Origin of the sequence: Microbacterium sp. CFBP 8794 (assembly GCF_014841235.1) — a bacterium.
In the GTDB taxonomy this organism is placed as follows: domain Bacteria; phylum Actinomycetota; class Actinomycetes; order Actinomycetales; family Microbacteriaceae; genus Microbacterium.
The window spans coordinates 108,097-131,430 of the sequence record NZ_JACYTT010000002.1 but is presented as its reverse complement, the minus strand read 5'-3'; the positions used below and the strand labels follow the sequence as shown (position 1 = coordinate 131,430).

General features: G+C 70.5%; 23 protein-coding genes. 19 read left to right on the top strand and 4 right to left on the bottom strand.

Going from position 1 to position 23,334, the window contains the following annotated elements; all coding sequences use genetic code 11:
- Window positions 1-46 precede the first annotated feature (46 nt).
- The 6 genes from polA to IFU19_RS04285 all read left to right on the top strand — a co-directional run bounded on the left by polA (window position 47) and on the right by IFU19_RS04285 (window position 8,578).
- Entirely contained in the window at window positions 47-2,686 is a 2,640-nt protein-coding gene (gene polA, locus IFU19_RS04310; protein WP_192013016.1) for a DNA polymerase I, read from the top strand.
- A gap of 196 nt (window positions 2,687-2,882) precedes the next feature.
- Window positions 2,883-4,559, top strand: a complete 1,677-nt coding sequence (locus IFU19_RS04305) for a DUF885 domain-containing protein (RefSeq protein WP_055940189.1) — start codon at window positions 2,883-2,885, stop codon at window positions 4,557-4,559.
- A gap of 98 nt (window positions 4,560-4,657) precedes the next feature.
- Window positions 4,658-5,734 carry an LLM class flavin-dependent oxidoreductase gene (locus IFU19_RS04300; RefSeq protein WP_055837474.1) on the top strand — a complete coding sequence of 359 codons (1,077 nt, stop codon included), beginning with the start codon at window positions 4,658-4,660 and terminating at the stop codon, window positions 5,732-5,734.
- Window positions 5,731-7,065, top strand: a complete 1,335-nt coding sequence (locus IFU19_RS04295) for an MFS transporter (protein ID WP_055837478.1) — start codon at window positions 5,731-5,733, stop codon at window positions 7,063-7,065. The genes IFU19_RS04300 and IFU19_RS04295 overlap by 4 nt, the downstream gene beginning before the upstream one ends.
- A 167-nt stretch (window positions 7,066-7,232) precedes the next feature.
- Window positions 7,233-7,997, top strand: coding sequence for an SGNH/GDSL hydrolase family protein (locus tag IFU19_RS04290; RefSeq protein ID WP_192013015.1), 765 nt, complete (start codon window positions 7,233-7,235; stop codon window positions 7,995-7,997).
- 71 nt (window positions 7,998-8,068) lie between these two features.
- Entirely contained in the window at window positions 8,069-8,578 is a 510-nt protein-coding gene (locus tag IFU19_RS04285; RefSeq protein ID WP_192013014.1) for a hypothetical protein, read from the top strand.
- A 27-nt stretch (window positions 8,579-8,605) separates the two neighbouring features.
- Here the strand turns inward: IFU19_RS04285 and IFU19_RS04280 are convergent, their stop codons facing one another.
- Complete coding sequence (locus IFU19_RS04280; RefSeq protein WP_192013013.1) at window positions 8,606-9,667, bottom strand: hypothetical protein; 1,062 nt, start codon at window positions 9,665-9,667, stop codon at window positions 8,606-8,608.
- Window positions 9,668-9,741: 74 nt separating this feature from the next.
- Between IFU19_RS04280 and IFU19_RS04275 the strand changes: the two genes are divergently transcribed.
- A complete protein-coding gene (locus IFU19_RS04275; RefSeq protein WP_192013012.1) occupies window positions 9,742-10,545 on the top strand; it encodes an SDR family NAD(P)-dependent oxidoreductase in 804 nt (267 codons plus the stop codon).
- Window positions 10,546-10,590: 45 nt separating this feature from the next.
- Here the strand turns inward: IFU19_RS04275 and IFU19_RS04270 are convergent, their stop codons facing one another.
- The gene (locus IFU19_RS04270) at window positions 10,591-11,532 is read right to left on the bottom strand and encodes a linear amide C-N hydrolase (RefSeq protein ID WP_192013011.1); all 942 of its coding nucleotides are present in this window, start codon (window positions 11,530-11,532) and stop codon (window positions 10,591-10,593) included.
- 45 nt (window positions 11,533-11,577) lie between these two features.
- On the opposite strand from IFU19_RS04270, the gene IFU19_RS04265 reads away from it, so the two are divergent.
- From IFU19_RS04265 to IFU19_RS04220, 10 genes are all read left to right on the top strand, one after another.
- Window positions 11,578-11,943, top strand: coding sequence for a hypothetical protein (locus IFU19_RS04265; protein WP_191915134.1), 366 nt, complete (start codon window positions 11,578-11,580; stop codon window positions 11,941-11,943).
- Window positions 11,944-12,285: 342 nt separating this feature from the next.
- A complete protein-coding gene (locus IFU19_RS04260) occupies window positions 12,286-12,630 on the top strand; it encodes an ArsR/SmtB family transcription factor (protein WP_055837498.1) in 345 nt (114 codons plus the stop codon).
- On the top strand, window positions 12,627-13,322 hold the full coding sequence (locus IFU19_RS04255; RefSeq protein ID WP_192013010.1) for a cation diffusion facilitator family transporter: 696 nt from the start codon (window positions 12,627-12,629) through the stop codon (window positions 13,320-13,322). Before IFU19_RS04260 ends, IFU19_RS04255 begins: the two co-directional genes overlap by 4 nt.
- A gap of 3 nt (window positions 13,323-13,325) precedes the next feature.
- Window positions 13,326-13,973 carry a DsbA family protein gene (locus IFU19_RS04250; RefSeq protein ID WP_192013009.1) on the top strand — a complete coding sequence of 216 codons (648 nt, stop codon included), beginning with the start codon at window positions 13,326-13,328 and terminating at the stop codon, window positions 13,971-13,973.
- Between the two features lie 172 nt (window positions 13,974-14,145).
- Window positions 14,146-15,063 carry an AEC family transporter gene (locus tag IFU19_RS04245; protein ID WP_055837505.1) on the top strand — a complete coding sequence of 306 codons (918 nt, stop codon included), beginning with the start codon at window positions 14,146-14,148 and terminating at the stop codon, window positions 15,061-15,063.
- A 122-nt stretch (window positions 15,064-15,185) separates the two neighbouring features.
- Window positions 15,186-15,455, top strand: coding sequence for a hypothetical protein (locus IFU19_RS04240; protein WP_192013008.1), 270 nt, complete (start codon window positions 15,186-15,188; stop codon window positions 15,453-15,455).
- Window positions 15,448-17,205, top strand: a complete 1,758-nt coding sequence (locus IFU19_RS04235) for a putative T7SS-secreted protein (protein ID WP_192013007.1) — start codon at window positions 15,448-15,450, stop codon at window positions 17,203-17,205. The genes IFU19_RS04240 and IFU19_RS04235 overlap by 8 nt, the downstream gene beginning before the upstream one ends.
- A gap of 26 nt (window positions 17,206-17,231) precedes the next feature.
- Window positions 17,232-17,705, top strand: a complete 474-nt coding sequence (locus tag IFU19_RS04230) for a hypothetical protein (RefSeq protein WP_191915139.1) — start codon at window positions 17,232-17,234, stop codon at window positions 17,703-17,705.
- A gap of 12 nt (window positions 17,706-17,717) precedes the next feature.
- Window positions 17,718-18,005 (top strand): WXG100 family type VII secretion target, encoded by a 288-nt coding sequence (locus IFU19_RS04225; protein WP_192013006.1) that lies wholly within the window; start codon window positions 17,718-17,720, stop codon window positions 18,003-18,005.
- Window positions 18,006-18,479: 474 nt separating this feature from the next.
- A complete protein-coding gene (locus IFU19_RS04220) occupies window positions 18,480-19,031 on the top strand; it encodes an HdeD family acid-resistance protein (protein WP_055837520.1) in 552 nt (183 codons plus the stop codon).
- Between the two features lie 51 nt (window positions 19,032-19,082).
- Here the strand turns inward: IFU19_RS04220 and IFU19_RS04215 are convergent, their stop codons facing one another.
- Together IFU19_RS04215 and IFU19_RS04210 are read right to left on the bottom strand one after the other, a co-directional pair.
- Entirely contained in the window at window positions 19,083-21,056 is a 1,974-nt protein-coding gene (locus tag IFU19_RS04215) for a S9 family peptidase (RefSeq protein WP_192013005.1), read from the bottom strand.
- Window positions 21,057-21,058: 2 nt separating this feature from the next.
- Window positions 21,059-21,823: an SDR family oxidoreductase gene (locus tag IFU19_RS04210; protein WP_055837526.1), complete on the bottom strand. Its 765-nt coding sequence runs from the start codon at window positions 21,821-21,823 to the stop codon at window positions 21,059-21,061.
- Window positions 21,824-22,043: 220 nt separating this feature from the next.
- Here IFU19_RS04210 and IFU19_RS04205 point away from each other — a divergent pair, with 220 nt between their 5' ends.
- Window positions 22,044-22,841 (top strand): glycerophosphodiester phosphodiesterase family protein, encoded by a 798-nt coding sequence (locus IFU19_RS04205; protein WP_192013004.1) that lies wholly within the window; start codon window positions 22,044-22,046, stop codon window positions 22,839-22,841.
- Between the two features lie 108 nt (window positions 22,842-22,949).
- The gene (locus IFU19_RS04200) at window positions 22,950-23,321 is read left to right on the top strand and encodes an RNA polymerase-binding protein RbpA (protein ID WP_055837532.1); all 372 of its coding nucleotides are present in this window, start codon (window positions 22,950-22,952) and stop codon (window positions 23,319-23,321) included.
- Window positions 23,322-23,334 lie beyond the last annotated feature (13 nt).

Sequence of the window (23,334 nt, the reverse complement as noted above, 5' to 3'; positions counted from 1 at the left end):
GGCCGGGACCGGGGGGGGTGTCCGTGGCACTCGTTACGCTGGAGGAGTGACGGATGCCGAAAAGCCTACTCTCCTCGTCGTCGACGGCCACTCGCTGGCCTACCGCGCGTTCTACGCGCTGCCCGTCGACAACTTCTCCACGAAGGACGGACAGCACACCAACGGCATCTACGGCTTCCTGTCGATGTTCGTCAACCTCGTGAAGGCCGAGAAGCCGACGCACCTGGCCGTGGCGTTCGACACCTCGCGGCAGTCGTTCCGCACGCGCGAGTACGCCGAGTACAAGGCGAACCGCAGCGAGTCTCCCGCCGAGTTCAAGGGCCAGATCCCGCTGCTGCAGGACTGCCTGCGGGCGATGGGCGTCCCCGTGCTCGCGAAAGAGGACTTCGAGGCCGACGACATCCTCGCCACCCTCGCCACGCAGGGTGAGGCCGAGGGTTTCACCGTGCTCGTGTGCTCGGGCGACCGCGACACCATCCAGCTCGTCACCGACGACGTCACGCTGCTGTATCCGAACGTGCAGGGCGTGTCGCAGCTGAAGCGCTACGACACCGCCGCCGTCATCGAGAAGTACGGCCTGCCGCCGGCGCAGTACCCCGAGATCGCCGCCCTGGTCGGCGAGACCAGCGACAACCTGCCGGGTGTGCCCAAGGTCGGCGAGAAGACGGCCGTGAAGTGGCTGACCCAGTGGGGCTCGCTCGACGCCCTGCTCGACAACGCCGACAAGATCACCGGCGTCGTCGGCGGCAACCTGCGCGAGCACATCGACGGCGTGCGGCGCAACCGCACCCTCAACCGTCTGCTGCGCGACGTCGAGCTCGACAAGGCCCCCGGCGACCTCGCGATGCAGCCGCTCGACGCGCAGGCCGTGCGCGACATCTTCGCGCGTCTCGAATTCCGCACGCTTCTGCCGCGCGTGTTCGACGCCCTCGGCGGCGACCCGGGCGATGCCGTCGACGAGGCTCTGCCCACGGCGACCGCGCCGACTCCCGCCACCCTCGACGCCACGGCTCTCGTCGAGTGGGCGACGGGCGTCACGGGACCCGTGGGACTGTCCCTCACCCTCGAGGGCGGCCGACCGGCGCACCTCGGTCTGGCGACCGCCGACGCCGCGGTCGAGGCCGCGTGGACCCCCGCGGTCCGCGACTCCCTCGCCGAGTGGTTGGCCTCCGATGCGCCCAAGGTCCTGGCCGATGCCAAGCCCCAGATCAAGGCGCTCGCCCGCGAAGACGTGACCCTGCGCGGCATCGCCTCCGACGTCATCCTGGCCGGCTGGCTCGTGCGCCCCAGCTTCCCCGACAAGACGCTGGGCGACCTCGTCGAGCGCTTCCTCGACGAGAAGCTCCCCGAGGCCGACCCCACGCAGCTCGTCCCCGAGACCGAGGGCGCCACGCCCGGCCAGCTCGCGTGGTTCATCCGCCGCGTGGCCGAGGCGCAGCGCGCCGACATGCCCGCGCGCGTCGCCGAGGTGCTCGACGACATCGAGCTGCCCTCGCTCACCGCTCTGGCCGACATGGAGCTCGCCGGTGTCGCCGTCTCGCACGAGAAGCTGTCGAGCTTCTCGGCCGAGCTCGGCGCGCGAGCCGACGCGCTCGCCCGTGACGCCTACGCGGCGATCGGCCACGAGGTGAACCTCGGTTCCCCCAAGCAGCTGCAAGAGGTGCTGTTCGACGAGCTGCAGCTGCCGAAGACGCGCAAGACGAAGAGCGGCTACACGACCGACGCCGCCGCCCTCGCCGACCTGCAAGAGAGCGCGCCGCACCCGTTCCTCGACCTGCTGCTCAAGCACCGCGAGGCGACCAAGCTCAAGCAGATCATCGACGCACTCGACGCGGCCACCGGCGCCGACGGGCGCATCCACACGACCTACGTGCAGACCGGCAGCCAGACGGGGCGCCTGTCGAGCACCGACCCCAACCTGCAGAACATCCCGATCCGCACCGAAGAGAGTCGCCGCATCCGTGCGGCCTTCGAGGTCGGCGAGGGGTACGAGACCCTGCTCACCGCCGACTACTCGCAGATCGAGATGCGCATCATGGCGCACCTGTCGGGCGACCCCGGGCTGATCGAGGCGTTCAACTCGGGCGAAGACCTGCACCGCTTCGTCGGCGCGCGCGTCTTCGGCGTCGACCCCACCGAGGTCACCCCGGCCATGCGCACCAAGGTCAAGGCCATGTCGTACGGCCTCGTGTACGGCCTGTCGGCGTTCGGGCTGTCGAAGCAGCTGCGCATCGAGCAGTCCGAGGCGAAGAAGCTCATGCTCGAGTACTTCGCCCGCTTCGGCGCCGTCCGCGACTACCTGCGGGGGTCGGTGGAGCAGGCCCGCCAAGACGGCTACACCGAGACGATCTTCGGCCGCCGCCGCCCGTTCCCCGACCTCACCAGCATGAACCGCGTGCTGCGCGAGAACGCCGAGCGTGCAGCCCTCAACGCCCCCATCCAGGGCAGCGCCGCCGACATCATGAAGGTCGCGCTGTTCCGCATCAGCGACGAGCTGGCATCCGCGGGTCTGCGCTCGCGTGTGCTGCTGCAGATCCACGACGAGCTCGTCGTCGAGGTGGCGACGGGGGAGTGGGATGCCGTGGAGCAGATCGTGCGTGCACGCATGGCCGACGCCGCCCAGCTCACCGTGCCGCTCGACGTGCAGATCGGCCGCGGCGCGGACTGGGACGAAGCCGGGCACTGACGCGGGGGCAGGCGCTGCGCTTCCGCGCCGGGGCCGGGGGCGCACGGACTGCGCTGCCGCACCGGCGCCGCGGTCCGCTTGCTCCGGCGGATTGGCGCACCCGAGCGCCCTCGACCCCGCGTCATCTGCCGTATCGGCATCCGGCGCGATCCGGGGCCGAGGTGCATCTGCGCCCCGGCTTGCCTAGGCTCGAAAGATGACTGACGCACAACGCACCCCCACGCCGATCGACACGATCGCCGACGCGTGGGTCGACACCCTGGCCGAGCGCGTACCCACCCTGGCGACGTACATCGGACGCGACGAGCACAACGGCCGCTTCGGCGACTACAGCCCCGAGGGCACCGATGCCCTCGTGGCCGAGGCACGCGCGGCGAAGGCCGCCCTCGAGGCGGCCCAGCCCGTCGATGCGATCGACACCGTCACGCAGATGGACCTCGTGCGCGAACTCGATCTGATGATCGAGCAGCACGCGGCGCGCACGCACCTGCGCGACCTGAACGTCATCGCCTCGCCCGCGCAGGACATCCGCGCGACCTTCGACCTCATGCCCACCGCCACCACCGACGACTGGGCGACGATCTCGCAGCGCCTGCGCGCCCTGCCCGCCGCGATCGACGGCTACGTCGAGACCCTGCGTCGGGGCATCGCCGAGGGCGTCGTCCCCGCGCGCCGGCAGGTGACCGAGGTGGTGACGCAGATCGGCCGCTACACCGCCGACACGGGCTTCTTCGCCGAGTTCGTCGGCAATGCCGCTCCGGCCGAGGGACAGCTCCCCGCCTCGCTCGCCCGCGATCTCGACCAGAACGCGGGAGCCGCGCGCGTGGCGTACGACGCGTTGGCCTCGTTCCTGTCGTCGGAGCTCGCCCCGGTCGCAGGGGACGTCGACGGTGTGGGACGCGAGATGTACGCGCTGCACTCCCGACAGTTCCTCGGCGCCGAGATCGACCTCGACGAGACCTACGATTGGGGCGTCGAAGAGCTCGCCCGCATGGTCGCCGAGCAAGAGGCGATCGCGAACGAGATCCTCCCCGGTGCGAGCGTCGAAGAGGCCGTGGCCTTCCTCGAGAAGGACGAGTCGCGCAAGCTGCACGGCACGAAGGCTCTGCAGGAATGGATGCAGCGCACGAGCGACCACGCCGTCGCCGAGCTCGGTCGCACCCACTTCGACATCGCGGAGCCCATCCGCACGCTCGAGTGCATGATCGCCCCCACCAACGAGGGCGGCATCTACTACACCGGTCCGACCGACGACTTCTCGCGCCCGGGGCGCATGTGGTGGTCGGTGCCCGAGGGCGTCGACACCTTCGACACCTGGCGCGAGCTGACCACGGTGTACCACGAGGGTATTCCGGGGCACCACCTGCAGATCGCGCAGGCCGTCTACAACCGCGCCGAGCTCAACTCGTGGCGGCGACTGCTGGCCGGCACGAGCGGTCACGCCGAGGGCTGGGCGCTGTACGCCGAGCGTCTGATGGAGCAGCTGGGCTACCTCGACGACCCGGCCGATCGCCTGGGCATGCTCGACGGTCAGCGCATGCGCGCGGCGCGCGTGGTGCTCGACATCGGTGTGCACCTCGGCAAGCCGCGCCTCGACGGAACCGGCACGTGGGACCACGACTACGCCCTCGCCTTCATGCTGAAGAACGTCAACATGAGCGAGGAGTTCGTGCGTTTCGAGGTCAACCGCTACCTCGGCTGGCCCGGGCAGGCGCCGGCCTACAAGGTCGGCCAGCGCATCTGGGAGCAGGTGCGCGACGAGGAGCAGGAGCGCCGCGGCGCCGACTTCTCGATGAAGCAGTTCCACACGCGTGCGCTCGACATCGGCGGCGTCGGTCTCGACACACTGCGGGCGGCTCTGGCCTCCGGCTGAGCAAGGGGAGGGGCGTCGCGATCGCGGCGCCCCTCCGCCGATGCGGGGAATGTTTCGTCCTCGCGTAAAGTTCATTCATCCGAATGCAAGGAGACCCCATGGACGCCACCCCCGTCGAGCTCGGCCTCGATACCTTCGGAGACATCTCGCGCGGCCCCGACGGGTCGCTCCAGTCCGACGCACAGACCATCCGCAACGTCGTCGAGCAGGCCGTGCTCGCCGATCAGGTGGGCCTGTCGTTCTTCGGCGTGGGGGAGCACCACCGCAAGGACTTCGCGGTTACGAGCCCCGAGATCGTGCTCGCCGCCGCCGCTGCCCGCACCTCGAACATCCATCTCGGCACCGCGGTGACCGTGCTGTCGTCCGATGACCCGGTGCGCGTGTACGAGCGATTCGCCACGCTCGACGCCGTCTCGAACGGTCGCGCCGAGGTCATCCTCGGGCGCGGGTCGTTCATCGAGTCGTTCCCGCTCTTCGGCTACGACCTCAGCGACTACGAGCAGCTGTTCGAAGAGAAGCTCGAGCTGTTCTCGCTGCTGCTCGACGAGAAGCCCGTCACCTGGTCGGGACGCACGCGGGCCGGGCTCCAGGATGCCGACGTGTACCCCAAGACCGAGAACGGCCTGAAGGCGTGGGTCGGCGTCGGCGGTTCGCCGGAGTCGGTCGTGCGCGCCGCACGCTACGGCTACGGCCTCGTGCTCGCCATCATCGGCGGGTCGTCGGCCCGGTTCCGCCCCTTCGCCGATCTGTACCGCCGCTCGCTGCAGGAGCTCGGCAAGCCCGCCATGCCGATCTCGGTGCACTCGCCCGGCCACGTCGCCGAGACCGACCAGCAGGCGTGGGACGAAGCGTACGAGGGCGTCGCCGAGCTGAACACGACGATCGGTCGCGAACGCGGCTGGCCCGCTTACAACCGCCTGCGCTTCCAGCAGGACGTCGGCCCCGAGGGCTCGATGTACATCGGTTCGCCCGAGACCGTGGCCACCAAGATCGCCGCCACCGTGCGCGTGCTCGGCGCCTCGCGCTTCCAGATGAAGTTCGCCAGCGGTTCCATCTCGCACGACCGACTCATGTCGGGCATCGAGCTGTACGGCACCCGCGTGCTTCCGCTGGTGCGCGAGATGCTCGCCGACACCGATCTCTCCGTCGACGCCGACCTGCCCGGCATCCGGTGACCACGACGACCGACACCGTGCGGGTGTCCGAACGCCTCGACGCGCTGCCGTTCACCCGCCGTCACGGCAAGATCCTCACGGGGTCGGGTCTGGGCTGGGCTCTGGATGCCATGGACGTCGGGCTCATCTCGTTCGTCATCGCCGCACTGGCGGTGCAGTGGCAGCTCGCGCCCACGCAGGCGTCGTGGATCGCCTCGGCGGGCTTCGCCGGGATGGCGATCGGGGCGAGCCTCGGCGGGCTGCTGGCCGACCGTTTCGGTCGACGCCAGGTGTTCGCCCTGACGCTGCTGGTCTACGGCGTGGCAACCGGGGCGAGCGCCCTGGTCGGGGGCCTCGGCGCCCTGCTGGTGTTGCGCTTCGTGGTGGGGCTGGGCCTCGGTGCGGAGCTGCCCGTGGCCTCGACCTACGTGAGCGAGTTCGCGCCGGCGCGTATCCGCGGGCGCCTGATCGTGTTCCTCGAAGCGTTCTGGGCCGTCGGGTGGACCGCCGCCGCACTCATCGGGTACTTCGTCGTCCCCGCGTCGGCCGACGGGTGGCGGTGGGCGTTCGCGCTCGGTGCGATCCCCGCCGTGTACGCCCTGATCGTGCGGTGGGGACTCCCCGAGTCGCCGCGCTGGTTGGCCTCACGCGGTCGCAACAGCGAGGCGGTCGCGATCGTGCGCGATCTCGAGGCCGCCGCCGGGCGCATCTCGCTCGAGCCCTCGTCCGAGGGAGTCGCGGCATCCGCTCCCGCCCCGCGCGCACGCGTGGGCGCCCTGTGGTCGCGGTCGCTCCGCGCGCGCACGGCGAGCCTGTGGGTGCTGTGGTTCTGCGTCAACTTCTCGTACTACGGCGCCTTCATCTGGATTCCGACGATCCTCGTCGCCCAGGGCTACGACCTCGTGCGCTCGTTCGGTTTCACGCTCATCATCACTCTCGCGCAGCTGCCCGGGTACGCGGTCGCCGCGTGGCTCATCGAGGCGTGGGGCCGGCGCGCGACGCTCGCCACCTTCCTCGCGGGTTCGGCCGTCGCTGCGGTGCTGTTCGGCACCGCGTCGGGCGAGGTGTCGCTGATCGCCACGGGCATGATGCTGTCGTTCTTCAACCTGGGCGCCTGGGGCGCCCTGTACGCCGCCACGCCCGAGACGTACCCGACGGCGCTGCGCGCAACGGGTGCCGGGTGGGCGGCCGGTGTGGGACGGATCGCCTCGATCCTCGCCCCGCTGGCGGTGCCGCCGCTGCTCGCCCTGGGCGGCGCCCCGGTGCTGTTCATCGTCTTCGCGGCGTTCTTCGCCGTCGCCGTGGTCGCGGCCCTGTTCTTACGCGAGCAGCGGGGTCGCGCGCTGGCGTGAACCGTCGCCGTGCTCGCCGCGCCGTTCTTGCGCGAGCAGCGGGGACGCGCGCTGGCGTGACCCGTCGCCACACACCGTCGAGTGTCCAGGACACGCCGTGCTCGCCCCGACGGACGCGGCGTGTCGTGGACACTCGAAGGGGTGGGCCCCGCGCGTAGGCTCGACCCATGGCATCCGTCCGCTACGTCGCGATCGGCGACTCGTTCACCGAAGGAGTCGGCGACGAACTGCCCGACGGAACCGTGCGGGGGTGGGCCGACCTCGCCGCTCAGGGATGGGCGGATGCCACCGGCGAACCGATCGAGTACACGAACCTCGCGATCCGCGGCAAGCTCATCGAGCCGATCGTCGAACAGCAGCTCGAACCGGCGCTTGCGCTGAAGCCGACGCACCTGTCGTTCAACGGCGGGGGCAACGACATGCTGCGTCCGCGCGCCGACCTCGAGCGCATCGTCGGCCTGTTCGAGCATGTGCTGCGCCGGTGCGACGACGAGGGGGTGCAGCTGATCGTGCTCTCGGGGGCCAACCCCTCGGCGGGGCTTCCCCTCGGGCGCGTGCTGCAGGTGCGCGGCGACCGGCTGTCGAGAGCCGTCGAGGAACGCCTCGCGTCTCGCACCGACGTCATCACGGCGTACAACTGGTTCGACCGCGAGCTCGCCGGCGGGGAGTTCTGGTCGATCGACCGACTGCACATGAACACCCGTGGACATCACCGCGTCGCCGCGCGCGTGCTCGAGTCGGTCGGTCTGACGGCACCGGAGGAGTGGTGGCGCCTGCGCGAGATCCCTGAGATCGAGCGGCTGAGGGGCTCGGCCTACTACCGCGAGCACGTCGCGCCGTGGGTGCGACGTCGCCTGGCCGGCACCTCGTCGGGCGACGGCCGCGCGCCGAAGTTCGGCGGGCAGTGGGTGGAGTTGACGCCGCGCGGATGACGGGCCGGGGCTCGGTATCCGGAATCGTCCACACCCTGGCCCGGGCGGCCACGGGCGCCTAGGATCGCCGGATGTCCCCCTCGACCAGGACGTTCTGTTCCCTCGCGACCGTCGCCGTAGCGGCCATCGCACTCACCGGATGCACCGGAGACGACAACGCGGCGCCCTCACCCGGCGCCGTCGCGCGCGAGACGACGCCGTCGCCCTCCGCGTCGCCGTCCGTGACCCCCGACCCGTGGGCGGGGTACTTCGACGATGAGGTGGCCGCCGCCGCACCCGGCGACTTCCTCTGGCAGTCCTGGGGCACGTTCGGCGACCCGGGCGGCGTCGCTCCGTTCCGCAGCGACAACCAGACGATCGACCCCGGCGCCTACGCGGTCACGATCGATTGCGCCGGACCTGACGCGGTGACCGGGCGCATCTCGACCTCGGCGGGGACGGCCATCGGCGAGCCGCTGGTGCTGCCGTGCCAGGCATCGACGCAGGTGCAGATCGATCTGCCCGAGCGTGGTCTGCTCGTCGAGCTCGACAGCGACCGGGAGCCAGGGGCGTTCCTCATCCGGGTGAGTGCCCGGGGGTAAGAGGCTGCGGGGGAGGGGATCGGCGGGTCAGGACGTGCGGCACTCCGCACCAAGAACGAAGTGCAGCATCCCGTCGATCGTCGAGCGATCGCGGGCCGACACACGCACGACGCCGTCATACCGGAGGTCCTCCTGCATCGCGCGGTCCGTCGCGAATCCGGCTGCGTCGAAGGCGGCCAGGATCGCCGAGTAGGAGCGAGCATTGTCGCCTGTGGAAAGGGCGAGATCGATGCCCGTCGCTCCATCGCAGGGCAGCTCGGCGGCCGAGGGGATCGCGACGGGTGCGCCCGCGGCATCCGTAACCGGACCTATCGCGGAGTTCACGACGAGGGCGGCCAGCCGCACGACCTCGACCCGAGGGTCACCCGCGGCGGTCGGTCGAGGGCCACCGTCAGGATCGGGGGCGACCGTTGGCGATGGGAGCGCAGTGACCGGCTCGGGCCCTCCCGCCAGGCCGCACCGCACGTCGCCCGGATCGACGATGCGGGGGAGCACGAACCGAGGCTCGCCGACAGCGCCCAGCGGCTCGGTCGCGCTGTCGAACGTGTGCCACACGCGCAGGAGATCACCGTCGACGACGACCATGTACGAGCCTTGCGAGAAGGGCGTGTGCCCATCGTCGGTCGACACGTGTGCGACGGAGGTGGCGAGAATTCCCTCGGGACGCAGGACCTCGATCCGCGCCGAGAGCAGGAACGGACGCTCGCTCACGACGTAGCCGGTCTCGCAGCCCTGGGCAACGAGGGGCACCACCGTGCCCCCGCCCGTCAGCACGCCGAGGAGCCCGGCCACGAGCATCGCCCCGAACGCCGCCAACCGCAGCGGGACGAAGAGCAGCAACCACCAGCGCGGTGCGCGAATGGCGCAGACGAGCAAGAAGAACAGAACCGCGGATGCCAGGGCACTCGCCGCGGCGAGGGATTCGGCATCCATCGACGCGATGAGCACCTGCGTGCGCCCGTCGTCGCGCGCACTCACGGCCATCACCGCGGCGAAGACCGCGACGGCAACGACGAAAAGCGACCCGCAGAGCACGCTCAGAGCTCGTCGTGGCAGGCGAACGGGTGCGTCCCAGATATCGCGCGACATCGCGTGAGCATCGCAGGCTTGACTGAGCGCTGACCGCACACCCGGTCCATGGATTCATGCGCGACGATGTCCTCATGACTCTCGCGATCGTCACCGGAACCACCAGCGGAATCGGCCTGCACACGGCCATCGGCCTCGCTCAGCGCGGCGCACGGGTCGTCGCCACCGTGCGCGACACCGGGCGCGCCGACGCGCTGCGCGCCGCGGCATCCGACGCCGGTGTCGAACTCGACATCCGCGCGCTGGACGTGACGGATGCCGCGGTCGCCCAGGCCCTCGTCGACGCGGTCGGCCCGGTGGACATCCTCGTCAACAACGCCGGGCGCGGCGCCGTCGGCACGCTCGAGCAGCTCACCGACGCGCAGCTGCAGGAGCAGCTGGAGACGAACTACCTCTCGGTTGCGCGACTGACGCGTCTCGTGCTCCCCGGTATGCGCGAACAGGGGAGCGGCCGCATCGTCACGGTGACGAGCGTCGGGGGAGTGGTGGGCCAGCCGTTCTCCGACGCGTACTGCGCGGCGAAGTTCGCCGTGGAGGGACTCATGCAGTCGCTCGCGCCGGTCGTCGCCCCGTTCGGCATCGACGTGTCGATCGTCGAGCCCGCGGCCGTCGCCTCGTCGTTCGTCGACTCGGTGCACCGCGCGGCGCCGGGCCCGTACGCCGCCCAGCAGCAGGCCTACCTCGACCGCGCAGCGACGTCGTTCGCGAACGCGCAGCCCGCCGACGAGGCCGCCGAGACCGTCATCGAGGCGGCGCTCACCGATGCCCCGCGCTTCCGTTGGCAGACGTCGGAGGCCGCCGTGCGCTTCGCCGGTCTATCGATCAGCGACCTGTCAGGAGCACGCGTGCTCGACGTGACGTCGAGCTGGGTGCGCTGACCCGCGCCCTGGACGCCCGGCGGTCTCAGCAGCGGAGCATGTTGCTCAGTACAGCAGCGCCGCAGGCTCGAGATGGGCGGTCTGGTCTCCGACGAGCGTGAGCTCGCGCGGGTCGATCTTTCGTACCTCGGTGGTGTCGGCCAGGTCGTCGAGGGTGACCCAGAAGATGTTCGGGCTCCGCGTCGAACCGAAGTAGTAGACCCGGTTCGTGAGGTCGGCCCCGGCGCGCCACCAGGTGGGGTACACGTCGCCCGTCGAGTACGGTGCGCCGTAGGGGACCGAGACGTTGGCGATGAGCTGGAACACTCCCGCCACGGCCTCTTCGGTGTTCTCGGGCTCGGGCAGGTAGTGCAGGAAGTACGCCGAGCGCACGAACCGGTCGGTCGAGGTGATGTCGCCGGGCGGGGGGAACTCACCGCCGAAGGGACGGTACCGGGCGAGGTTCTCGAGCTGCTTGTCGAGGGTGGGGGAGTTGGCCATCACGGTGTACTCGGGGCCGTGGTGCACGACCAACTCGCCCCCGAGAGGCTCGATGATCGCGGAGTCTCCGGAGGCGTCTTCGAGGGCGATGTGCACCCCGAGCTGGATGCCGCGGAACAACGGCGAGGTGATGCGCACGCGGTCGATGTGGGCGACGGCGTCGGCCACGGTGGCGAAGTTGTCGAGCAGGTACTGCACCCACAGGGCGTTGGCGACCGAGGGCCGCCCGTCGGGCTCGGGAAACTCGACGTCAGTGGGGTCGAGGTACAGGGCGTGGGCGCCGAGCCCCTTCTCGTTGAGGCCGTCGACGGTCCCCATGCCCCACATGCTGGTCACGACGCTCGCGTAGGCCGACGTCCAGGTCAGCGAATGGTCGTCGGCCCGGCCGTCGCGGGCCGTGCCGCGGGGCAGGAACCACAGCTCGGGCTCGTCGCTGACGGCCCAATCCATACAGCGGCTGACGGTCTTGGCGACGTCGTTGGTGTTCCAGAAGATTCGCGTGCACACGAGGTGCAGCGTATCCCTTCGCGGCGGGGACGCTAGGGTGCACACGTGCCTGTGGAAAGTGACACCCCGTCGACCGGCCCCTGGGGCTGGGTCGGAGTGTGGGTCCGCGAAGAGAAGTTCTGGCGCGATATCGGCGCACGAGTGCTGGCGGGTGTCGTCACGGCGGCGATCGTCTACGCGGGGGCGCTGCTTCTCGGCTACCTTCACACGCCTGAAATCGGCGCGAGCCTTCTTCTCGGTCTCGGTGTCTTCGCCTGCGGGAGCCTCGTCGCGGGCAGCGTCGCACTCCTGAGCGGCGCGCGATCGCGCCGAACGGCGGGGCGGGGCGTCGGGGCGCGCATCGCCCTCGCGGTTTTTCTGCTGCTCGCGGCGGGTGCCATCGCCGCCGGAGTCGTGTCGGACGTGTTCTGACCTGATCGGGTCGAGGGATCGCCGCCGGTCGTGTGGGTGCCGGGGAAGGGTCGTTCCTCTTCAAGCTGACATAATGTGCATTATCGGCGTAGCCCTGGATGGGCTGCATCGAGCGAAAGAACCCCCGACGCGCTGCAGAGCACGCAGCAAATGCCGAGCACGTGCGCTCTGACGAGATCCGCATCCGCGCACGGCGTGCCGACCGCGCGAGCACCCACGGCCGGCGCCTCGCATGTCGACGAACTCACCCGCCGCGACGTGCCGTTGCCGGAAAAGCGCTCACGACGGAGAACGTCTTGATACACGTTTCGCTTAATTCACGATTTTCTGTATCCTGGCCGCATGTCGACGATCGCACCGAGCGCCACCGCGACCCACACCGCCGCACTGGCACGCCTGGGGCACGCTCTGTCCGACGGAACGCGCGCGGGGGTGCTCCTCGCTCTGCGGGAAGCTCCGGCGTATCCGTCCGACCTGGCGGACACGCTCGGGGTGTCGCGTCAGGTGATGTCGAATCAGCTGGCGTGTCTGCGCGGCTGCGGTCTCGTCGAGGCCGTGCCCGACGGGCGCCGCACCTGGTACCGGCTCGCCGACGCGCACCTCGCGCCGGCGCTGGATGAGCTGCTGCGCGTCGTCCTCCACGTCGAGCCCGACTGCTGCGCGGGTGAGACGTGCACGTGCGCATGAGCGATGCCGCGACCGATAGGCGGAGCGTCCTGCAGCGCCGCATCCGGTTGATCGTCGCCGCCACGATCGTCTACAACGTCGTCGAGGCCGTCATCGCCCTCACGGCGGGAACGATCGCCTCATCGTCGGCCCTCATCGGTTTCGGCCTGGACTCGACCATCGAGGTGCTTTCGGCGGCCGCCGTCGCGTGGCAGTTCACTCGACGCGAACCCGAGCGATGGGAGAAGGGCACTCTTCGCGTCATCGCGGTCGCGTTCTTCGCCCTCGCCGCCTACGTCACGGTCAGTTCCGGTCTCGCCCTCGTGGGCCGCGTCGAAGTCGAACACTCCCCCGTCGGCATCGCCCTCACGGCGCTCAGCGTCGTCATCATGCCCTTCCTCTCGCTGGCCGAGCGGCGCGCGGGCCGCGAGCTCGGGTCGGCGACCGCCGTCGCCGACTCGAAGCAGACGCTGATCTGCACGTACCTGTCGGCTGCGGTGCTCACCGGCCTCGTCCTGAACGGGGTGTTCGGCTGGTGGTGGGCCGACGCCGTCGCGGGCCTCGTCATCGCCGCGTTCGCCCTGCGCGAGGGGCGGGAAGCCTGGCGCGGCGACGCCTGCGCCACCTCCGTCGGGATGATCCTCGAGGCCGACCATGACCCCGCCGACCACCACACCACCGCGCACGACCACGCGCCCGAGGACCATCACTGAGCCATGAAATCCCTCTTCACACCCTTCACCGTGACCGCCGCGGCGCTCGCGATCCTCATCGTCGCCGGGCTGGTCGCCTTCCTCGTCGACCGAGCCCAGTCCCCCGGCCCGTCGGCGAACCCCGCGATCATTCGAGACGACACCCAGGTCATGGACGACGGCGGCGAAGACGCGGTGACGGTCGTGGAGTTCCTGGACTTCGAATGCGAAGCGTGCGGCGCGACGTACCCCGTGGTCGAGGAGCTGCGTGAGAAGTACGCGGGGCGCATCACGTACGCCGTCCGCTACTTCCCCCTCCCGGGCCACGCGAACTCCACCACTGCGGCCGTCGCGGCCGAGGCCGCCGGCCAGCAGGACCGGTTCGAGGATATGTACCACCGCCTCTTCCAGACGCAGAGCAGCTGGGGCGAGGCGCAGGAGTCACAGGCCGAGACCTTCCGCCGATACGCCGCCGAGATGGGACTCGACATGGCGGCGTACGACGCGGCGGTCGCAGACCCGGCGACCGGCGCCCGGGTGAAATCGGACTTCGACGATGCCCGCGCGCTCGGCGTGCGCAGCACTCCCACGTTCTTCGTCGACGGCGCCCCGCTCGTCCTCCAGAGCGTGAACGACCTCGAGAACGCGGTGAAGGCGGCCATCGAGCGCTGATCCCCTCAGCCGTCGGCGATCGTCGAGGGTGAGGCCCTCCGAGGCGCCACCCCCTCAAGCCTCGTCTGCCTCCTCGCTGCGAGAGCCGACCGTGCATCGCGACCGTCTCCGCCCCCGTTACGCTCGAATCGATGCCTCCCACCCCCGCTCCTCTGCCCCGCCGGGTCTTCGCGTGACCGGCGTCCTCACCGGCTTCGCGGTCGTGGGCCTCGCCGTGGTGGTGGGCTACGTGATCGCCCGCATCGATCTGCTCGGGCCGCACGCGCGCCACGTTCTGAGTCGCCTGACGTTCTACGTGCTCTCACCCTTCCTGCTGTTCACGGTGCTCGCCCGCGCCGACGTGGCGACGCTGTTCTCGGCGCTTCTGCCGGTGTCGATGATCACCGCGGCCGTGATCATCGGCCTGTACACCCTCGTCTCGGCGCTGATCCTGCGTCGCCCGGTCGGCGAGACGGTCATCGGCGCGCTGTCGGCGGGCCAGGTCAACAGCAACAACATCGGCATCCCGATCTCGCTCTACATGCTCGGCAACGCGGCGTTCTCGGCTCCCGTCATCCTGTTCCAGCTGCTCGTGCTCATGCCGATCGCGCTGTCGATCCTGGATGCCGTCACCTCGGGCTCCCGCTCCGTCAAGCGGATCGTGACGCAGACGGCCAAGAACCCGATGCTCATCGGATCAGCGCTGGGTGTGCTCGTCGCGGTGCTCGGTATCGACCTGCCGCCGATCGTCTTCGACCCGCTGCACCTCATCGCGGGGGCGTGCGTGCCGGTTCTGCTGATGTCGTACGGCATGTCGCTGTACGGACAGCGGGTGCTGACCGAACCCGGGCGTCGCGTCGACGTCGTCATCGCGTCGGTCTTGAAGCTCGTGGCCATGCCCGCTCTGGCGTGGCTCGTCGCCTTGTGGTTCGGTCTGCCCGACGACCAGGTGTTCGTGGTCGTCGTTCTCGCCGCGCTCCCGACGGCGCAGAACGTGTTCAACTTCGCGCAGCGGTACGGCGTCGGCGAGATCCTGTCGCGCGATGTGGTGTTCCTCTCCACCGTCGGGTGCCTTCCCGTGCTGTTCGCGGTGGCCCTGCTGCTCGGGTGACCTCACCCTCACACGTCGACGGCATCACCCCCTCTTCACCCTGTGGAGAGTTCTGCCGGCGGCCGGGCGCGGTGAGCCTACGATGCTCGCGTCCCCTTCGCCGACCCACCGCGGGAGCCCTCATGACGTCGTTCTCCATCGACACCGAAGCGGTGCGCGAGATCGCCGCCCGGGTGCAGGGCATACGCGACGAAGCGCCTCTCGCCGCCCCACTCCCCCGCGTCGAGTTCGGTCACGGCGGACTGGCCGCGGCGACCGCATCCTTCTCGGCGCTTCTTCTGCGTGCGTGGCGCAGCCGACTCGTCGAGACGGAGCAGATCGCCTCGCGCCTGCGTGCTTCCGCGGATGCCTACGACGAGGCCGACGAGGCGGCGGCAGCAGCGCATGGGTGATCTCGCCTCCGTCGCCGACCCCCTCGTCCTGATCCCCGGTCGCCCCGACCAGATCTTCTCCGCCGCCCGCGCCTGGACCCAGCTGTCCGACGCGGCGGTGGGGCTCGCCGACCGGCTGTTCGCCGTCTCCGTGCACGACGCCTGGCAGGGTGAGGCCGCAGACGATTTCTCGCTCCGCCGCACCTCCGCCGCCGACGACTGGTCGGTCGTCGCCCAGGTGCTGGTCGAGTGCGCGGCCAGCCTGCACCGGTACGCCGAGACCCTCGCCTGGGCGCAGGGCCGGGCCGTGGATGCCGTCGACCTGCATCGACGGGGTCTCACCGAGACGCTCGAGACGGCTGCTCAGAACCCTGCCCAGGGCGCCGCCGATACCGGAGCGGCCCTCCGCGTCCGTGCCGAGGAGCTGCTGTCCGAGGCCCGCGAGGTCGTGCGCACCCGCGGCGAGGAGTGCGCGGCGGCGATCGAGGCCGCCGCCCGTGGGATGAGCGAGAACGGGCGATGGAGCGCCGCTCTGTTCTTCGCCCCCGCACCGTCGATCGACGCGCTCGCCCCGCGGGCCGCGACCCGCCGCCTGGGGATCTCCATCCTGGAGCGCCTGTCTCGGGCCGACGCGGAGCAGCAGATCAGTGAGCTGCTCGCCCTCCACCCCGACTGGATGACGCTTCTCGAGCAGTTCCCACCCGACGACGACGAGGTCCGGGCGTGGTGGGACGGCATCGACGACCCTGCGGCCCGCTCCGCCCTGCTCGCCGCGATCCCGGTCGTCCTGGGCGCCCTCGGTGGGCTGCCCCCGCTCGTTCGGGTGGCCGCCAACCGCGAGAACGCCGCGGATCGCGTGGCAGCACTTCAGCGTTCCCTCGACGACCCCCACCTCGCCCCCGAGGAGCGCGCGGCGATCACGGCAGAGAGGCACTACCTGCAGCGCGCGGTCGACGGCGACGTCCAGCTCTATCTGTACGACGCCCCCGCGCATCGCATCATCGAGATGATCGGGACTCCCTCGGCGTCCACGACGGCGACCGTCACCTACGTGCCGGGCACCTTCACGAGCATGCAGAGCTTCTACGGAGGGGGTCCGCAAGAGGTCGTGGAGTGGATGAACCAGCAGGATGCCGGTGTGCTCGGCTTCGTCTGGAAAGACGGGGTGTTCCCCGGCGATGAGGCCGGGGCCCCGCCTTCCGTCGCCCTCGCTGAGCTCCCGCTGGCGACGGGGCTGTCGCAGGCGAACGATCCGGATCTCGCGCGCGCCATGGGAGACCGTCTCGCCGACTTCGCCGCCGAGATCCGCGGCGCGAGCGACGCCGTCGCCGACAGCGAGAGCGTGGCGATGGGGCACTCCTGGGGTCTCGCACCCATCACCGCCTCGGAGGTCGCCGGTGCTCAGTACGACCAGGTTCACTCGCTGGCGGGGGCCGGGATGCCGGAGGGGTGGGCACCCGATCCCCGAACGACGTACGCCCACTGGGCGTACACCGACGTGCTCACCATGGCGCAGGAGACGGGAGTCGTCTGGGAAGGACACGTCCCCGCTCATGAGCCGGCATTCGAGAGCCACGTCTACGCGCGAGACGGAGACGTCGAGATCCCGCTCCCCGCTCCCCCGGCGATCGGGCTACCCGGAATCGAGCCGCAGCCCACGCCCAGCTTCCGGGTGTCGTTTCGCGCGCTCGAGAATCACCAACTCATCGCGAGCGACCTTGCCGAGAACAGGGCCGCTCTCCGTCTCATTCTTCGCGAGGTGACCCAATGAAACGCCGTCGTCTACTCACCCCCCTGATGATCCTCACTCTCGTGATGTTGGCCGGGTGCGCGCCGACCGGAGGTATCGACGTCGATCCCGACCTCGATGTGTTGGGCGCCAAGAAGGTTGCCCAAGACATGGAGCTCTCTCTTGCCGAGTTCGTTCCACCGGCTGAGGTCGCGTCCGTTGACCAGGCTGAAGAGAGTGGCTTGCTCAGCTGTGGAACGGATCGTGCATTTCAGTGGGCGGGGCACACCAATGTCCATTTGATCGGAGCGTCGGAGACGGCCGCGATCATGGATGCAGTTGTCGCCGCCTACGTCGAGAAGACCGGGTACACCGCGATCCGCGAGACTCTCGACGACGGTGTTCCGAGCGTTCAAGTGCGCGGTCCGCACGGGTCGGTGTACATGATGGCGCTCAGCGTGGACCGCACCTACATCCAGATCCTCTCCTTCTCCCCCTGCTTCCACCTGGCCGACGGCCTCCACCCGCGCGACACCTACTGACGGGACTGCACCGTGTACATCCGGTTCGACAGCGCGCGCCACGGCGAGCTCGTCGCGCACCTCGACCAGGCCCTCTCCGGCATCGCGGTCGAGATCGACCTGCTCGACCGGGAGGCCAGTCGCCTTCGCGGGGACTGGGACGGCTCGGCGCGCGAAGCCTACGACCGGACCCACACCGCGGGGGCGGCGTTACTCGAGGAGCTGGAGCGCGGGCTGCGGGGTGCCCGCGACTTCGCCTCAGCGACGGCGGAACGATTCGTCGCGATTGAGCGGGCGGTCCGCGCCCTGTGGCGCCGGTGAGCGGCCGCGCCACCTCGCGACCCTCCGCGCTGCCGCCCACCAACGCAGCGGTCCCGGCACGACCGAGGCGGCATCGCGCACACGGGTCGGCCCGCGCGCGGCCCGCAGAGGGGTTCAGTGTCCGCGAAACGCCGCGCATGTCGGTGCGTGTGCGGCGTGTCCGGGACACTCAACAGCGCGCGCGACGCAGCGAGGACCGCAGAAGGGTGGAGTGTCCACGACACGCCGGGCGTGGCCGGGCGTTCGCGGCATGTCCTGGACACTCAACCCTCGGCGCACTCCCCGGTCCCGCACGACCGGCGCAACCCCCATCCCCGCACGACCGACACCACCCCCGGTCTCGGCGCAGCCGGCGCCGCCATCAAACGACCTCTGTGACGCCGCTCGACGCGGCGCGGACGCCCGGGTCGCGCCGGTTTCGTCGTGCGGTCTAAGGTGAGCACTGTTCACAGCGTTCATCCAGAAAGGCACGCAATGTCGCCCTCGTCCACGACCAGCCCCGCTCTCAGCGCCGTCCGCACCGCGCTCGGCGTCAGCGGCGCGCTGTCGCTCGTCATCGGCCTGCTCATCCTGGTGTGGCCCGGCCGCACCGCCGAGATCGCCGTCGGCATCATCTCTGTCTACGTCATCATCGCCGGACTGGTGAACATCGGCATCGGCCTGTTCTGGCGCTCCGGCTGGGCTCGCATCGGCTACATCGTGCTCGGCGTGCTGTTCATCGTCGCGGGCATCTTCTCGTTCGCCAACCTCTCGGCCACGACCGCGTGGTTCGGCGTCTTCATCGGCACCCTCGTCGGCATCCTGTGGATCATCGAGGGCGTCGTCTCGCTCACCACCGTCGGCCACGGATCGAAGGCGCGGGCCTGGACGATCTTCTTCGCGATCGTCAGCATCCTCGCCGGCGTCGTGCTGCTGTTCTCGCCGCTCCTGGGCGCGGTGACGCTGTTCCTGCTCATCGGCATCTCGCTCGTCATCCTCGGCATCTTCCAGATCGTGCGAGCGATCCAGTTCGGCAAGGCCGCGTAACACGGGTACGCGAAAGGGCCCGGATGCCATGGCATCCGGGCCCTCTCCGATTCACGCGACCGGCAGGTACCGCGCCCACCATTCGAGCACCGCATCGAAGCGCTGCACCCGGTGCTGCGGCCGACCCGCGCGGGTGAGCTCGTGGTCTTCGCCGGGGAAGACGAGCATCTCGGCCTCAGTTCCCTGGCGCTTCAGCGCCGCGTAGTAACGCGTGGCCTGTTCGAGCGGGCAGCGGAAGTCCAGCTCGGAGTGGAGCACCAGCGTGGGGGTGCGCACCCGGTCGACGACGGCCATGGGGCTCTGCGCGGCCATCTGCTCGGGGTCGGTCCCGACGTACTCCTGACCGAAGAACGAGCCGATGTCGCTCGAGCCCGGGAACGCGGTCGGGTCGAGGAACCCGCGCTCCACGATCGCGCCGGCGAAGCGGTGGTCATGCGCGATGATCCATGCGGTCATGTATCCGCCGTAGGACCCGCCCATCACGCCGACGCGGTCGCCGTCGAGGCGAGGATCTGCCGCCACGACGCCGTCGAAGAAGTCGAGCACGTCGAAGAAGTCGAGGGTGCCCATCTTCTGTCGGATCGACCGGCCGTGGGCGCGACCGTATCCGGCGCTCCCGCGGGGGTTGCTGTAGACGACGGCGTACCCGGCGTCGACGAGCACCTGGGTCTCGTCGAAGACGTGCACCCCGTATGACGCGTACGGCCCGCCGTGGATCTGCAGGATGACCGGGAACGGCCCCTCGCCCTCGGGCGTGGCGACCCACCCGTGCACCGGGTAGCCGTCGCGGCCGGCGATCTCGTGCTCGACCGGCACGACGACACCCCGCTCGCGCACGGCGGCGCCGAAGTCGGTGACGGCGCGAACGCCCGCGACGGGGTCGACGAGCACCAGCTCACCGAACGATTCGGGCGCGGCGACGGATGCCACGACCCGGCCGTTCGCGACGGCGTGGCCGTTGACCTCGAGGTCCCCGCCGAGGACCTCGGACACGTCTGCTCCGCGCGTGACGCGCAGCAGGCGCAGGCGCCCGCGGGTGCGGTCCTGCACGAGCACGTCGCCGTTGTCGAACGACAGGTGACTGCCGACCTCGCCGAGATCGATCGTCTCGGCGTCGGTGAGCCGGCGCGGACCCTCGGCCTCCAGCAGGAACAGCGAGACGCCGGGGGCGACGAAGTCCACGCCCTCCGGCCCCACGTCGTTCGCAAGCGCGAAGATCGCCCCGTCGGGCGCCACGGCGACCTCGGCGACCGACAGGTCGGCTGAGGTCGAGAGCACCTCGCGCTCGGCCCCACCCTCGACCGCGACGGCCACGATGCGGTCGCGCAGGTCGCGGCGGTCGGTCTCGATCACGTCGGGAACGCTCAGCAGCTCGCTGCCGTCGTGCGTCCAGACGACGCCGCTCCAACTGGTGTCACCCTCGGTCAGCCGCGTGGGCTCGGCGGGTATCACGCGCTTCTCGGGCGCTTCCAGCGCCGGAGCGGGCGTGTAGAAGGGCTCCGCCTCGGTCGAGGGCGCGTCCACCACGAAGAGATGGCTCGGGCGGTCCAGGTAGCCGGCGCCGTTCGAGTGCCACCGGATGCCGGTGATCCGACGCGGCGGTTCGGCGGCGGCGTCGCGCCCCTCGACGGTGCCGTACCGACCGGGCTCGGGCACGCGCGCCGAGAACGCCAGACGCGTGCCGTCGGGCGACCAGGCGACGTCGGTCACTCCCCCGGGCTGGTCGGTCACCTGGACCGGCTCACCACCGAGGACCGAGACGACGAACACCTGCGCGCGGCCGCGCTCATCGGCGCGGAGGAACGCGACGGTGGCGTCGTCGGGCGAGAGGCGCGGCGCCTTGTCGGCGACACCGCGGGTCAGGCGGCGCGGCGCGCCGTCGGGCAGGTCGACCCGCCAGAGCTGGCCCACTCCGCGGTCGGCGACGAGATCGGGGCGCGAGGTGGCGAAGACGGCGACGTCGCCGTCGGACGAGAGCGCGGGACGCCCGACGGAGACGAGCGCCTCGATGTCGACGGAGCGCATGGTCACTCGCCTCCGAACGAACCCGTGTCGCCCACGAGACGGGTGTTGTCGGCGGGAACCGGGTCGAGGGCCGCGCGGGCGACCTCGGCCGCGAACTCCGACACGTTGTACAGCTTGCCGGCGTCGTCGCGGCGGGCGGCGATCGCGCCGGGGTTGGCGCGCTCGAGCAGGGTGGCCGTGATGGTGCCTTCGATCATGTCGCCCGAGACGACGGTGAAGCCGATGCCGCGCTCCTCGAGAGCGGGGATCTTCTCACGCAGCGCGTCTTCGCCGGCCCGCTTCGACAGCGCGACCGGCTCGTACTCGGGCATGGTCGGGGTGGTGCGGATGAAGTGCGCCTGGTGACTGGTCACGAACACCACGCGCGCGTCGGCCTTGAGCAACGGCAGCGCGGTTTCGAGCACGGAGACCTGCGCGTCGCGGTTGAGCAGCAGCGCGTAGTCCTCGGCCATGCCGGACTCCATGCCGCCCGAGGCGTTGAGCACGAGCACGTCGAGGCCTCCGAACGTGCGCTCGACCTCGTCGAACATCGCCTTCACCGACGCGGGGTCGGTGAGGTCGGCGCCCACGACGAGCGCCTCGACGCCCAGCTCACGCAGCTGCGACGCGAGCTTCTCGGCGCGCGGCGCCTTGTTGCGGAAGTTGATGACGACGTTCGCGCCGGCCTCGGCGAAGTACTTCACGGTGTCGGCGCCGATGCCGCGCGACGAGCCGGTGACGAGCGCGGTCTTGCCGCTCAGGGAGCCGGACGGAAGGGTCTGAGACACGGATTCTCCTGACGATTCGAAAAAGGGGGACCGCGAGCGGGGGGACACTCGGAGCCCCTCCCAGCCTACCGATCCCCCGCCCACCGCCACCGGCGCCGGGCCGCAGCCGCGCCGCTCCTCACGACGGCCACGGACGCCTCCACGACCCCGCGAACAGCCCCTGTCCACGGGCACGGGCGTGTCGTACGCGCGTGCTACGTTCTGGCCCGGAGGCCCTGACATGACCGCATCGCCCGCCGCCCGGCATCCCTACCTCTCACCGGAGGGACCGCGTGTGCTGGCGCACCGGGGGCTCGTCACCCCGGATGCCGTCGCGAACGGGCTGGTCGACAACTCGTTCGCCGCGGTGGCCGCGGCGCACGCCGCCGGCGCCGTCTACGTCGAATCGGACTGCCACCTCACCGCCGACGGCACCGTCGTGCTGTTCCACGACGACGACCTGCGACGCGTCGCCGAAGACCCTCGGGCGATCGCCGATGTCCGCGTGCACGAGCTGGCGGAGCTCATGTCGGACCGCGGCGGCCTCATCACCCTCGCCCAGGCGCTCGACGCCTTCCCCGACGTGCGCTTCAACCTTGACGTCAAGGCCACCGCCGCGGCCGAACCGGTCGGGCGGCTCATCGCGCCGCACGCCGAGCGGGTGCTCGTCACGAGCTTCTCCGACGATCGCCGTCGCACCGCCCTCGAGGCGGCCCGCCGCGCGGGGGCGACCGGCCGCCCGGCCACCTCCCCCGGATCGGCGACCATCGCCCGCCTGCTGGCGGCGCGCGTGCTGGGCCAGCGCCGGCGTGTGCGGGAGCTGCTCGCCGACCTCGATGCGCTGCAGGTGCCCGAGCGGCACGGGGTGATCCCGGTCGTGACCCCGGGCTTCGTCCGCGACGCGCACGCCGCCGGCGTCGAGGTGCACGTGTGGACGGTCAACGAATCCGCCGACATGCACCGCCTGCTCGACCTGGGCGTCGACGGGCTGGTCACCGACCGCGCCGACCTGGCTCTGGCCCTGGTGAACGAACGGTGAACGCCAGCTGACTGAGCATTCTCTGTGAAACCCGGCCGCGGGCCCGCCGTTCGAATAAAGCGCACAGGTGCGAGCGTTATACATGGGGACCGACGAGAGGACCACACAATGGCAGACCGCAGTCTCCGCGGCATCCGACTCGGCGCCCAAAGCCTCCAGAGCGAAGACGGCGTCGTGTTTCACGACCGTGCACAACACACGTACAACTGCAGCACCTGCGGACGCGACACCGTCCTGACGTTCGCTGCAGACGCCGAGGTTCCGGAGTCCTGGGAGTGCCGCACGTGCGGCGCCGAAGCGCTGCTGCGCATCGGTGACGGCATCGCGACCGTCGACCACAGCGGCGACAAGGCCGCCCGTACGCACTGGGACATGCTCCTGGAGCGTCGCACCCTCCCCGAGCTCGAAGAGCTGCTCGAAGAGCGTCTCGCCTTCGTCCGCGCCCGCCGTGGCGCCGGGAACGAGAAGCTCAGCGCCTGACGCTGAGAAACGG